General features: G+C 60.1%; 11 protein-coding genes. 4 read left to right on the top strand and 7 right to left on the bottom strand.

All coding sequences use genetic code 11. The features are described from left to right. Window positions 1–8: 8 nt before the first annotated feature. From ACQZ5K_RS05140 to ACQZ5K_RS05115, 6 genes are all read right to left on the bottom strand, one after another. On the bottom strand, window positions 9–1,355 hold the full coding sequence (locus tag ACQZ5K_RS05140) for an MmgE/PrpD family protein (RefSeq protein WP_448739775.1): 1,347 nt from the start codon (window positions 1,353–1,355) through the stop codon (window positions 9–11). A 4-nt stretch (window positions 1,356–1,359) separates the two neighbouring features. Next, on the bottom strand, window positions 1,360–2,160 hold the full coding sequence (locus ACQZ5K_RS05135; protein WP_448739774.1) for an amino acid ABC transporter ATP-binding protein: 801 nt from the start codon (window positions 2,158–2,160) through the stop codon (window positions 1,360–1,362). Between the two features lie 12 nt (window positions 2,161–2,172). Then, a complete protein-coding gene (locus tag ACQZ5K_RS05130) occupies window positions 2,173–2,955 on the bottom strand; it encodes an amino acid ABC transporter permease (RefSeq protein WP_448739773.1) in 783 nt (260 codons plus the stop codon). After that, window positions 2,952–3,695, bottom strand: a complete 744-nt coding sequence (locus ACQZ5K_RS05125; RefSeq protein WP_137004736.1) for an amino acid ABC transporter permease — start codon at window positions 3,693–3,695, stop codon at window positions 2,952–2,954. The genes ACQZ5K_RS05130 and ACQZ5K_RS05125 overlap by 4 nt, the downstream gene beginning before the upstream one ends. Before the next feature lie 298 nt (window positions 3,696–3,993). Then, entirely contained in the window at window positions 3,994–4,830 is an 837-nt protein-coding gene (locus ACQZ5K_RS05120; RefSeq protein ID WP_448739772.1) for a transporter substrate-binding domain-containing protein, read from the bottom strand. Window positions 4,831–5,134: 304 nt separating this feature from the next. Continuing rightward, window positions 5,135–7,423 carry an NADP-dependent malic enzyme gene (locus ACQZ5K_RS05115; RefSeq protein ID WP_448739771.1) on the bottom strand — a complete coding sequence of 763 codons (2,289 nt, stop codon included), beginning with the start codon at window positions 7,421–7,423 and terminating at the stop codon, window positions 5,135–5,137. 465 nt (window positions 7,424–7,888) lie between these two features. Here ACQZ5K_RS05115 and ACQZ5K_RS05110 point away from each other — a divergent pair, with 465 nt between their 5' ends. Continuing rightward, entirely contained in the window at window positions 7,889–9,319 is a 1,431-nt protein-coding gene (locus ACQZ5K_RS05110) for a mannose-1-phosphate guanylyltransferase/mannose-6-phosphate isomerase (RefSeq protein ID WP_448739770.1), read from the top strand. Between the two features lie 66 nt (window positions 9,320–9,385). Here the strand turns inward: ACQZ5K_RS05110 and ACQZ5K_RS05105 are convergent, their stop codons facing one another. Further along, window positions 9,386–10,108, bottom strand: coding sequence for a CPBP family intramembrane glutamic endopeptidase (locus tag ACQZ5K_RS05105; protein ID WP_448739769.1), 723 nt, complete (start codon window positions 10,106–10,108; stop codon window positions 9,386–9,388). 221 nt (window positions 10,109–10,329) lie between these two features. Here ACQZ5K_RS05105 and ACQZ5K_RS05100 point away from each other — a divergent pair, with 221 nt between their 5' ends. From ACQZ5K_RS05100 to ACQZ5K_RS05090, 3 genes are all read left to right on the top strand, one after another. Beyond that, window positions 10,330–11,562 carry an ABC transporter substrate-binding protein gene (locus ACQZ5K_RS05100; RefSeq protein ID WP_003525113.1) on the top strand — a complete coding sequence of 411 codons (1,233 nt, stop codon included), beginning with the start codon at window positions 10,330–10,332 and terminating at the stop codon, window positions 11,560–11,562. A gap of 143 nt (window positions 11,563–11,705) precedes the next feature. Then, entirely contained in the window at window positions 11,706–12,608 is a 903-nt protein-coding gene (locus ACQZ5K_RS05095; RefSeq protein WP_448739768.1) for a carbohydrate ABC transporter permease, read from the top strand. Continuing rightward, window positions 12,601–13,542, top strand: coding sequence for a carbohydrate ABC transporter permease (locus ACQZ5K_RS05090; protein ID WP_400156498.1), 942 nt, complete (start codon window positions 12,601–12,603; stop codon window positions 13,540–13,542). Before ACQZ5K_RS05095 ends, ACQZ5K_RS05090 begins: the two co-directional genes overlap by 8 nt.

Raw genomic sequence — 13,542 nt, 5'->3', positions numbered from 1 at the left:
CGGTCGAGTTATATTTGCGATACCAGAAGCGTTTCGAGCTTCCTGAGGTCGGCTGCGGTTTTCATGGACCGCACCAGTGCCGGAATGCCGGCGAACTTCTCATTGCCGCCGGTCGCGTCGGCAAATTTTTCGGTCGGGTCATCGATGCCAGGAAGGCCGTCGACACGGCGCGACAGCATCGTATCGTCCTTCTTCGTCACATCGATGACCACGAACCGGGTGGTCGGATCGGGCGAGAGGCGGCGGGCGGTCTCGTCATGCCGGCGCGAGACTTTGGCGGAAAGGGCAAGCAGGTCGGCGCGCGTCTGGCGCTCATCGAAATGGCCGATGCCGAGCGCCCCATCCGCAAGCGCTGCGGCAAAGACATATTCGGCGCTGAAGCGCGCATCGATGCCGGTCGTGGGCGTGGCCGGTCCAACGAGGGCGGCATCGCCGCCGGGCGGGAAGGTGATGGTGACCGCCTCGACCTCATCCGGTGTCAGACCACTGCTATTGCGCAGCGCCAGCGCGCCGACGGCAACGGGGTGGCTGGCGGTGCAGCAGGGAAAGGCCTTGAGGGTGAGGCCGGGCGAGACGATCTGCCAGGGTGCGCCCCAGCCGGAGAGAACACGTTTCGGCTGCTCGGCGCCGAAGGCGAAAGCGGAATAAAAACCGATGGGGTTTTCCAGAAAATCCGGCGCGCCCTGAAAGCCCGATCGCGCCAGCCGCGCGGCGGTAAGGCCGGCGCGCGTGGCGAGCCCGGCATGCAGCGGCTTGGCGTCATAGCCGAATTGCAGGCGAAGCCCTGCCGATTGCGTGGCGGCGAGGCCGAGCGCCACGGCCGTAGTCTGCGGATCGAATTTCAGGAGATGGGCAATCGCTGCCGCGGCACCGATCGGGCCGAGCGTGGCGGTGGCGTGGAAGCCGTTTTCGTAATGCTTGGTGCCGAGCGAGAGGCCGAGACGCGCCATGGTCTCCAGCCCAACGATATGGGCGGCGATAAAGGCATCGGCCGTGGAGCCTTCCTCAACCGCGACAGCCAGCAAAGCGGGAACGATGGCGACGGTCGGGTGGCCGCGCACGCTGCCGTGGACATCGTCATAATCAAGCACATGCCCGGCGTGACCGTTGATGAGGGCGGCGGTGAAGGCATCCGTGCGCAGATCGTGGCCGATAATGCCCGCCGCGCCTGAGGTGCCGGGTGTAAAGCTGTCGATCAGGATTTTCGTGCTTCTGTCGGCAGCGCCGCCCAGCACGCAGGCGAAAAAATCGATCAGCGCCGTGCGGGCGATGGCCACCGCATCCTCATCACGCAGGGGATCGGAGGCGGCAATCGCTTCGGCGAGATGAAGGGTGAGTTTTTCGTCGGCGGTCATAGCATCAAATCCCTTCGCCGTCATTGACCCGCGCCACCTGTCCGCCGAGACCCTTGACGAAGGCGTTGATGCGCGGATTGGTCGACTTGTAGAAGATGTGTTCCGGCGTGCCCTGATCGACGATCAGGCCGTTTTCGGTGAAGACGATATTGTCGCTGATTTCTTCGGCAAAACGCATTTCGTGCGTGACGAGAATGCTGGTCATGCCGTCATTGACGAGATCGCGGATGACCGCGAGCACTTCGCCCACGGTTTCGGGGTCGAGCGCGGAGGTGACCTCATCGAACAACACCAGTTCCGGCCGCATGGCGAGCGCGCGGGCAATCGCCACGCGCTGCTGCTGGCCGCCGGAAAGCTGGCCGGGATAGGCATCGACCTTCTGGGAAAGACGCACTTTTTCCAGCAATTCGCGGGCATGGCGCTCGGCTTCAGCCTTCGGCGTGCCGAGGATTTTGACGGGCGCGATGGTGATGTTTTCCATCACCGTCAGATGCGGAAAGAGGTTGAACTGCTGGAACACGATGCCGATGCGCTTGCGCAGCGCGATGCGTTCGGCCTCGGTTTTCAGCAGGTCCACTCGCGTGCCGCCGACGGTGATTTTGCCCGATTGCGGAATGAGCAGGCCGTTGATGCAGCGCAGGATGGTGGACTTGCCGGAGCCGGAAGGGCCGATGATGGAGACGGCGTCGCCCTTGTTCACCGTAAGATCGATGCCCTTCAGGACCTGATTGTCACCGAAGGACAGGTGTATGCCTTCCAGTTCGACCAGAGCTTTTGCGGCGGTTTGTGGTGCGGGTGCGGACATGGCTTGTTCCAATCAGCGGGAAGCGAAGCGCCGCTCGAGGCGCTGCGTGAAACGGGAGACGGGATAGCAGAACAGGAAGAACGCCATCAGAACGGTGAGGTAGACCACAACGGTGAAATCGTTGCGCTGTACGGCGGTGCTGGCGTCTGTCGCGGCGTGCAGAAGTTCATGCACGCCGACCAGTGAGGCGAGCGCCGTACCCATGGTGATCGACGCATAGAGGTTCATCCATGGCGGCAGCGAGCGCTTCACGCATTGCGGCAGGATGATCCAGCGCAGTGTCTGGTTGCGCGAAAAACCCAGCCCCTGCGCCGCTTCCCATTGCGCCGTCGGAATGGACTGGATGGCGCCGCGGGTGATTTCGGCGATATGGGCGCTGGCCGGAATGGCGAGACCGACGACGGCCTTGATCCAGTCCGGGAAGGGAATGTAGTTTCCGAAGGCGACGATCTCGAAGGGGAAGATGTAGGTCGCGGCAAAGATCAGCACCAGATGCGGGGCGTTGCGGAAGATCTGCACATAGGTGAGCGCCGGCGCACGCACGAGGCTATAGGGTGCGAGCTCCATGATGCCGAGCAGGACGCCGATGAAGGTGCCGATGGCGATCGCAAGGATACTGATCAGCACATTCATGGCAAAACCCTTGGCCAGATAGGGCAGCCATTGCAGCAGCACCTGACCGAGCGACGGATCGAGGATCAGCCACAGCACGACGGCAATCAGCACGCCGAGCAGCAGAATGGTGCCGAAGGGCGGCTTCTTTACCGCCTGTGTTGGAGAAACCACCGCGCTCATTGACCGAACCCCGGAACCGCGAGACGCCGTTCAAGCCACAGACCGGCCCTTGCGACGATAAAATTGATGACGCTGAAGAAGATCAGGATGACGATCATCAACTCGACCACATTGTCGCGCTGCGTCCAGATCAGGATCGAAGCATAGGTGATTTCACCCACCGCAATTGCCGAGCCGACCGTGGTGAGCTTCACCAGATTGACGAGGTTGTTGATGATGGAGGGCAGCGCCGTGCGGATCGCCAGCGGGAACTCCACATAGCGTAAAATCTCGAAGGAGCTGAAACCGATCGCACGCGCCGCCTCGATGGTGGTGGCCGGCACCGCCTCGATGCCGCCGCGCAACGCTTCCGCATGGAAAGCGGCAATGTGCAGGCCGGTGATGGCGACGACCCAGAAAAAGGGTGTCAGCGGATTGTTCTGCGCGCCGCCGAGAGCGTTGGAAATCAGCATGTTGAGCACGAGGAAGCCACACATCAGCTGCACCAGCGTCGGCGTGTTGCGCGTCAGTTCCACATAGGCGCGCACGGGGCCGGCAAGCCAGACCTTGCCCGATGTCAGCATGGCCGCGAAAATGAAGCCGAAGACGAGGCTGAGCGGCAAAGTGACGGCGACGAGGATCAACGTCATCTTCATGCCGTCGAGCCAGATCTGAACCTCGTAACCGCTGTTCAGAAAGTCATAGTTGAGGCCGAGATACGCGGCCAGTTCTATGAAGCGCGCTGTAAATCCATCCTGCATCGGAAATCCATGCTGTTGTCGCGGGTGCGCCGCCCTGCAGGCGGCCCCAGAATGACCTGTCTTGCTTTAAAGCAGAAAAGAACGGCGGGCGAAACCGACCGTTCCTGATAGTCAGGGGAAATCGCCATGATAGCAGCCGCCCTTGCGTCATGCCGATCCCCGGAACAAGCCAAGGGATGATCCGGCATCCAGCCACGGTGCGTCTGCGCCGTGAAGGTGTCTCTTGTGAACAAGGACTTGACCGCGCTGGACCCCGGATCCTGTCCGGGGTGACGGAGTGAGCGAGTTGCCCGGTCCCTTATTGCGCCGAAAGCTTCTTCTGCTGCTCTTCCATATAGCCGATGCTCGGCAGACGGTTGGCCTTGGCGAATTCGAGCATCTTGCCGGAGGCGTGCAGTTCCTTGACGATCTTGTCGAGAGCGGCCTGCGTGCCGCTTTCGCCCTTGCGCAGCCAGATCACGGAATCCGACGGGATGAGGTCGGTGGGGATGAGGATGCCGTAATCCTTCCACTCATCGGCGCGGTCCTGAAGCATCAGGCTCAGCGTGCCGTTGACGTGAACGGAGACGTCGCAATTGCCGCCCTTGAGCGCGAGCAGCGATTCCGGCTGGCTTGGCAGCGCCTTTACCTGCGCGCCATATTGCTCGATCAGCGGCTGGGTGTAGTTGGAGCCTTGCGAAACGCAGGCGATCTTGCCCTTCAGGTCCGACCAGTCCTTGATGCCACTGTCCTTGCGGCCGATGGCAGCGCCGCCCTGGCGGTCATAGGGGGTCGGGACGTAATCGAGCGTTTTGGCGCGCTCTTCCGTATACTGCATGTTGGCGATGAGAATATCGACCTTGCCCTGCTGCAGGAACTGCACGCGGTTCGGCGGGGTCACGGTTTCGGTGACCAGCTCGACACCGAGGCCGGCGGCCAGCGCCTTGGCGACGTCGATGTTGAGACCCTTCTGCTCCTGCGTCTTCGGATCGATAAAGCCGAAAGGCGCGCCGGAAAGGATAACACCGACAGTGAGCTTGCCGCGACCCTTGATCCGGTCAAGCGTTGCATCCGCGTGAGCGGCGGTGGCCATCGAAGCGATGACGACGGTTCCGGCAATGAGTTTTGCGGCAAATTTGGAGAAAGAGAGGGCCATGGGTATTTCCTTTTGATTGTAGGTGGAAACTACATGAGGCACCCGCCAAGAGCGAGAATTGGCATTGCGTGAAAAATAGTATGAATAAAATCCGGTTCCAATAAATCTTTTGGAGGGAAAAATTATCCTAATAATTTTGAATTGTAGAATCTTGTTCTTTTCCTCCGTTGCTGTGTGCCGGTCTGTCAGGAGCGGGAGAGTTGTCCGGATGTCGCTGAGGACCGGATGGCCACATGCGGAGCGAGCGCATCCGGCTTGTCTCTTCTCCCCGGCGGGGAGAAGAAAAAAGCCGCACGCCCTGTTCTTATCGTCCGGCATTATAGGCCGCGATTGCCGCCATGTTGACGATATCGCTGTCCTTCGCGCCCATCGAGGTGATCTGTACCGATTTATCGAGACCGACAAGAAGCGGGCCGATGACGGTCGCACCGCCCAGTTCCTGCAGCATCTTGGTGGAGATGGAGGCAGAATGGATGGCGGGCATGACCAGCACATTAGCGGGGCCGGAAAGGCGCGCGAAGGGATACTGGCTCTGCATTCGGTGATGGTTCAGCGCCACATCCGCCGACATTTCGCCGTCCACCTCGAAATTGACGTTGCGCCTGTCGAGAATTTTCACCGCCTCCCGCACCTTGTCGGAGCGTTCGCCGGTCGGCTGGCCGAAAGTAGAGTAGGCGAGCATCGCGACGCGGGGTTCATAACCGAAACGGCGGGCGAGGCCGGCTGCTTCTTCGGCGATATCGGCAAGATCCTCCGCATTCGGCATATCATGCACGGCGGTATCGGCAACGAAGACGGTGCGGTTGCGCGAGACGACCAGCGAAACGCCGATGACGCGATGGCCAGGCTTGGTGTTGATGCAGCGGCGGATATCCTCCAGCGCCGTCGAATAGTTGCGGGTAACGCCGGTGACCACGGCGTCCGCATCGCCCATAGCCACCATGCAGGCGGCGAAATGGTTGCGGTCGTTGTGGACCAGACGCTGCACGTCGCGCAGCAGGAAACCGCCGCGCTGCAGACGCGCATAGAGATAATCGACATAGGCATCGACGCGGCTGGAAAGGCGGGCGTTGGTGATCTCGATATTGGCACGGTCGAGATCGATGCCGGCGCGTTCCGCATTGGCCTTGATGATATCGTCACGGCCGAGCAGGATGGCGGTGCCGAGGCCCTGCGCGGTGAAGGAAATCGCCGCACGCATGACCTGTTCTTCTTCGGCTTCCGCAAAAACGACTCGCTTCGGCGAGCGGCGCACCCGCTCGTAAAGGCGCTGCGTGGTGGAAGCCATCGGGTCGCGGCGGGCGGAAAGCTCGCGGGCGTAAGCGTCGAGATCGGGCAGCTCCCGGCGGGCGACGCCGGTTCCGATGGCAGCTTTCGCCACGGCCACCGGAATGGCCGAGATCAGGCGCGGATCGAAGGGAACCGGAATGATATATTGCGATCCGAAGCGCGGGCGGTTGCCCTGATAGGCGGCGGCTACATCATCAGGCACGTCTTCGCGGGCAAGATCGGCGAGCGCCTGTGCCGCCGCGATCTTCATCGCGTCGTTGATCTGGCTGGCGCGGACATCGAGCGCGCCGCGGAAGATATAGGGGAAACCGAGGACGTTGTTGACCTGGTTCGGGTAGTCCGAACGCCCGGTCGCCATGATGGCGTCGTCGCGGATGCGCGACACTTCTTCCGGCGTAATTTCCGGGTCCGGATTGGCCATGGCGAAGATGATCGGCTTCGGCGCCATGGAGCGGATCATCTCTTCGCTGAAAGCGCCCTTCTGCGACAGGCCGAATACCACGTCAGCGCCCTTCATGGCTTCCGCCAGCGTGCGGTTGTTGGTTTTCACCGCGTGCGCGGATTTCCACTGGTTCATGCCTTCGGTACGGCCCTGATAGATCACGCCCTTGGTATCGCATAGCGTGATGTTTTCAGGGTTGAACCCCATGGCCTTGATGAGGTCCATGCAGGCGATTGCCGCAGCACCCGCGCCGTTGCAGACGAGCTTCGTGGTCTTGAAGTCGCGGCCCGTCAGTTCGATGGCGTTGATGAGACCGGCGGCGGCGATGATGGCGGTGCCGTGCTGGTCGTCATGGAAGACGGGAATGTCCATCAGCTCGCGCAGGCGGCTTTCGATGATGAAACATTCCGGCGCCTTGATGTCTTCCAGATTGATGCCGCCGAAAGAGGGGCCGAGGTGACGCACGCAGTTGATGAACTCATCGGCGTCTTCGGTATCGACCTCGAGATCGATGGAGTCGACATCGGCGAACCGCTTGAAGAGAACGGACTTACCCTCCATGACCGGCTTGGAGGCGAGCGCGCCGAGATTGCCGAGACCGAGGATGGCCGTGCCGTTGGAGATGACCGCAACCATGTTGCCGCGCGTGGTATAGTCGTAAGCGGTCGCCGGATTTTCGGCGATGGCTTTCACCGGCACGGCCACGCCAGGCGAATAGGCGAGCGACAGGTCCCGCTGCGTTGCCATCGGTTTGGTCGGGGTGATTTCCAGTTTCCCCGGTCGGCCCTCCGCGTGGAAATCCAGAGCTTCCTGATCCGTAACCGATGTTCTGGTGCTGGCGGGTTTCGTCGTGTCGGACATGGGCTGAGCGTGCTTTCGTGTCGATAACAGTGTAAAAATATCCGCCGTTGTTATTGTATTTTTCGCGCGCCTGCCAAGCCTTGAATGTTGTTCAGTGCAGCAAATTTAAGCGTGATGAAATTTGCGGCCGATTTAATCGATTAATTCCCGTTGTTCGTGTCAAAGGCTTTGCCGATAGGATTGGCGGGCCCGGCTTATCACTCCGAAAAATGAAGCGCAGGGCTTTGTCCCGGGGGGGGGTCTTTGCTCTCGGTCACTTTGAGCGGCCATTCCGTACGGAACCTCGCACTTCCCCTTGCGTTAGGAAAACGGGCCTGCCGGCAAATGCCCCGCCGTTCACCAAGCTTTCACAAGGCGAATTTATGAGCTTGCGCTTATCCGCCCGTGAACCGATGATGGCGGTATTTCGAAATATGTATATTGTCCGGCGCGCCGGGAAATTTTTAGAGTTGGAAAGGTTTTGTTGTGAAGGAACACTCTCGAAAGATCACGCCGGTTCTTCTGGCCGGCGGTGCTGGTTCGCGGCTTTGGCCGGTATCGCGCGATCAGTTGCCCAAGCAGTTTCAGCCGCTGGTCGGCAATCTTTCGACCTATCAGCAGACGCTGCAGCGGGTGGGTGACAAGAGCCTTTATGCCGAGCCGCTGGTGATCACCAATGAGGATTTCCGTTTCTTCGCCCGCCGTCAGGCCGAAGAGATCGATCTGCCGGCAACGGTGGTGCTGGAGCCCGCCCGCCGCGACAGCGCCGCCGCCATGGCCGCCGCCGCCGTGCTGGCCGAGCGCCGCGAGCCCGGATGCCTGGTGCTGGCGCTTGCCGCCGACCATGTGGTGCTCGATGCCGACAAGTTTTCAGAGGCCGTGAAACTCGGCGCAAAAGCTGCCGATCAGGGCAATATCGTCGTCTTCGGCCTGGTGCCGACCGAACCGCGCACCTCCTACGGTTATATCAAGCCGGGTGAGGCGATCGATGGCGAAAAAGACCTCAGCACCGTCGATGCCTTCGTGGAAAAGCCGGATATGAAGACGGCGATCTCCTATCTGGAAAAAGGTTATCTCTGGAATTCCGGCAACTTCCTGTTCCGCTCCGATGTGATGATCGCCGAACTGAAGGCCTTCGCCCCGGAGATTCTTGCAGCGGTGACGCAGGCGGTCGAGCAATATGAAAGCGACCTCGGCTTCGTGCGCCTGCACCAAGCCAGCTTCGAGGCCTCGCCGAAGAACTCCATCGACTATGCCGTGATCGAGAAGACCAAACGCATGGCGGTGGTGCACGGTCATTTCCGCTGGTCGGATATCGGCAGTTGGGATGCGATCTGGGAAATTGCCGACAAGCGCGGCAACGACAATGCGCTGGAAGGCAACGGCGTCTTCATCGATTCCGAAGGTTGCCTCATCCATTCGACGCAATTGCTGACGACGGTGGTTGGCGCCAAAGACATGGTGGTGGTGGCCACCAAGGATGCGGTTCTGGTGGTGCCGAAAAACCGGGTGCAGGATGTGAAGGGTCTGGTGGAGACGCTGAAGGACGGCGAACATGCGCCGCAGACGCAGACCCACAAGCGCGTCTATCGCCCCTGGGGTTATATCGAGCACATGTATGTGGACGAGCGTTACCGGGTGGGCCATATCACTGTCGATCCCGGCCACCGCATCTCGTTCCAGAAACATTATCACCGCTCGGAGCACTGGATCGTCGTCAAGGGCACGGCGACGGTGACGATCGGCGAAGAAACGAAGTTGCTGACGGAGAACCAGTCGGTTTATATCCCGATCGGCCAGCCGCACCGGCTTGCCAATGAGGGGCAGATCCCGCTCGAACTGGTCGAAATCCAGACCGGAGCCTATATCGGCGAGGATGATGTCATCCGCATCGAGGACGATTATAAAAGGCAATAGAATTGCCGCCAGCGCCGAAGGTGTAGGGAAGGTGAGGCGGATAGTTGTCCGGCTCGCCTTTTCGGCTCAGGCGGTCAGCGCGTTCACGCAATGGGCAAGGGCATGGGAAAGCATCGCCGCCTCCAGCCCACGACGCCAGAACAGCCATCCGAACGGCAGGCCGGGAATGAAATTGGTGAGCAGGACTGCAAGGGTCAGCGCCGCTTGCGGCCGAGCGACAACCGCAAACAGAAACGGCAGATGACCGGCGGCGAAGAGTGCCGCCGCCATAAGGATGGCGGCCCACAAAATCACCGGTCGAATCTGTCCCCTTCCGGTCATGCGCCAGAGCGCCCAAGCGAAAAACGACATCAGGCCCCATCGGGTCAATAGCTCTTCCGTGGTCCCGCCATAGAGAATCCGGGTCGCCAGCGGGACGTTAAAAGCGGTCATTCTTGCCACGGTGGCCGCATCCGCGACCGATGGCAGGATCACCGATGAATAGGCGATCATCAGCAGGCCGACGGCAATGCCCACCGCCAGCGCGGGCGGCACCTGTGTTCGCAGCACCGCGCGCTGGTTGTCGCCCGTCAGCCAGCTATCGACCAAGGGCGCGCCAAGCCCGAATTTTGCGGCCAGAGCCTGACCGGTTGCTACCGCCGCAATGGTCAGTATTGCCGGCTCGATGAGGATCAGCAGGCGCATTCCGAATGAAACTTGCTGTCCCGGTACAAGCTGCTCAAATGTCGCCAATAAAAGCGATGCGACGCCGGTTAATCCGATGACCAAAAGAATATGCCAGCGCTTCATGGTCTCTTCGCCTGTTTTACTCACCACGAAGTTTTGTAAGCGACTGGCATTGCGTGTGCATTACGCAGCGCAATCCCCTGTGCCGCATACCTATCCGGCGCATTTTCCAATCGTTCGAAATGCCTCCTGAGGGCGCTGTGAGATTCGTATTTTAGGCGGTTGCCTAATCAAAAATCTTCGCATACGTTCCAACTGCAACGTTTCAGTGAGGGAGGAGACTCATGCGAATGCGTGTTATTTCTGCGGCTTTTCTGGCCAGCGTCATGATTCCGGCGGGTATCGCCGGGGCCACCGATCTTGAGGTGACCCATTGGTGGACATCGGGCGGCGAAGCCGCAGCGGTCGCCGAACTGGCCAAGGCTTTCGACGCAACCGGCAACAAATGGGTGGATGGCGCGATTGCCGGTTCGGGCGGCACGGCCCGTCCGATCATGATCAGCCGTATCACCGGCGGCGACCCGATGGGCGCGACCCAGTTCAACCACGGCCGTCAGGCGGAAGAGCTGGTGCAGGCGGGCCTGATGCGCGACCTGTCCGATGTTGCCGCAAAGGGCAACTGGAAGGACGTCATCAAGCCGGCAAGCCTGCTCGACAGCTGCACCATCGACGGCAAGATTTACTGCGCGCCGGTCAACATCCATTCCTGGCAATGGCTGTGGCTTTCCAATGAAGCCTTCAAGAAGGCGGGCGTCGAAGTTCCGAAGAACTGGACGGAATTTGTCGCCGCCGCGCCGGCGCTGAAAAAGGCCGGCATCCAGCCGCTCGCACTTGGCGGTCAGGCATGGCAGGCCAACGGCCTGTTCGACACGCTGACGCTTTCGATCGGCGGCAAGGACCTTTATCAGAAGGTCTATGGCGACAAGGATGCCGAGGCGGCAGCCGGGCCCGAGATGGCGAAGATTTTCGCGGCTGCCGTCGAGGCGCGCGACATGGCCAAGGGCACCAATGTTCAGGACTGGAACCAGGCCACCAACATGGTCATCACCGGCAAGGCCGGCGGCCAGATCATGGGTGACTGGGCGCAGGGTGAATTCCAACTGGCCAACCAGAAAGCCGGCACGGATTATTCCTGCCTCCCCGGACTTGGCCTCAGTGAATATCTCACCACGGGTGGCGACGCCTTTTATTTCCCTGTTTTGAAGGACGAGGCGAAAACCAAGGCGCAGGACGTTCTCGCCGCAACCATCGTCGATCCAAAAACACAGGTGGCCTTTAACCTGAAGAAAGGCTCGCTGCCGATCCGCGGCGACGTCGATCTGAATGCGGCCAATGACTGCATGAAAAAGGGTCTGGCAATTCTGGCCAAGGGCAACGCGCTGACCAGCACCGACCAGCTGATTTCCGCCGATACGCAGAAACAGAAGGAAGACCTGATGGCGGAATTCTTCGCGGGCTCGATGTCGGCGGAAGACGGGCAGAAGCGCTTCGCGGACATTATCGGTTCGGCGGACTGATTGTGATCTCTCCGGGTGGGAAAGCGGTTCGCCGCTTTCCTTTCCAGCGTCCTGCCTGTGCAACAATCACCAGCACGGGCAGGGGTTTCATGCGGTGAGGCTTTTGCCTGATCGTTGACTGTAACGTTACAGGAGGAGGTAACATGGCAGGTCAAGCGCGCTCGGGGCGCCCCCACCAGCTTTTCCGCAATCTCAATTCCAAGATTGCCTCCATTCCCATGATACTGACCGCCATGGTGATCTTCCTCGGCGGAACGATCTGGACGGTGGTTTATTCCTTCACCAATTCCAAGCTTCTGCCGCGGGCGAGCTTCATCGGTTTCGATCAATATGAGCGTTTGTGGGCAGCACCACGCTGGATCGTGTCCATTCAGAATCTGGCGATCTACGGTTTGCTGTCGCTGATCTTCAGCCTCGTCATAGGCTTCGTGCTGGCGGCGCTGATGGATCAGAAAATTCGTTTCGAAAACACCTTCCGCACCATTTTCCTCTATCCTTTCGCCCTGTCCTTCATCGTCACCGGCCTTGTCTGGCAATGGCTGCTGAACCCGGAATTCGGCATCCAGTCCGTGGTTCGCTCGATGGGCTGGGAAAGTTTCACCTTCGATCCGCTCTATAATTCCCAGATTGTCATCTACGGCATCCTGATCGCGGCACTCTGGCAGGGCACGGGGCTCGTCATGTGCCTGATGCTGGCGGGCCTTCGCGGTATCGATGAGGACATCTGGAAGGCGGCGCGCGTCGACGGCATTCCGATGTGGAAGACCTATATTCTCATCATCATTCCCATGATGCGGCCGGTCTTCATCACCACGCTGGTCATCATCGCCAGCGGCATCGTCAAGGTTTACGATCTGGTGGTGGCGCAGACGAGCGGCGGGCCGGGCATCGCGTCCGAAGTGCCGGCGAAATATGTCTATGACTACATGTTCCAGGCGCAGAATCTGGGGCAGGGCTTCGCCGCCTCGACAATGATGCTCCTGACGGTCGCGATCATCATCATTCCATGGGCCTACCTCGAATTCGGAGGCAAGAAGCGTGGCTAATATCAGCACATTGAACACGGTTGTCGCCGCCAGCGATGCGGTTGCCCCGGACCTTTCCGGCCCGCGCGGCAAGAGGCCGAGGAAAACCTTTTCCCGCCGCAACATCATTCTTTACGGCACGCTCATCGTGGCTGCGGCCTATTACCTGCTTCCGCTTTACGTGATGGTCGTCACCTCTCTGAAAGGAATGCCGGAAATCCGGCTCGGCAACATCTTTGCGCCGCCGGTGGAAATCACTTTCGAGCCTTGGGTGAAGGCCTGGGCCAATGCCTGCACGGGCCTGAACTGCGACGGGCTTTCACGCGGCTTCTGGAATTCGGTGCGCATCCTCGTGCCTTCGGTGGTGATCTCGATCATCGTCGCCTCTGTCAGCGGCTATGCCATGGCGAACTGGAAGTTCAAGGGATCGGAACTGTTCTTCTCGATCCTCATCATCGGCGCCTTCATTCCCTATCAGGTGATGATCTATCCGATTGTCATCGTGCTGCGCGAACTTGGCATATACGGTACGTTAACCGGTCTCGTCATTGTGCATACCATCTTCGGCATGCCGATCCTGACGCTGCTGTTCCGCAACTACTTTGCCTCGCTGCCTGAAGAACTGTTCAAGGCGGCCCGCATTGATGGCGCCAATTTCTGGCAGATCTATTTCCGCATCATGCTGCCCATGTCGCTGCCGATCTTCGTCGTGGCGATGATCCTGCAGGTGACCGGCATCTGGAACGACTTCCTGTTCGGCGTGGTGTTCACGCGGCCGGAATATTACCCGATGACGGTGCAGCTCAATAATATCGTCAACTCCGTGCAGGGCGTGAAGGAATATAACGTCAATATGGCCGCAACCCTTCTGACGGGTGCGGTGCCGCTGATCGTCTATTTCGTCTCCGGCAGGCTTTTCGTCCGCGGCATTGCCGCAGGCGCAGTAAAAGGTTGA

The sequence above is a fragment of the Agrobacterium sp. 22-226-1 genome (assembly GCF_053522345.1).
Note: the sequence above shows the minus strand (reverse complement) of the source record. Positions and strands in the feature narration are given on the sequence as shown.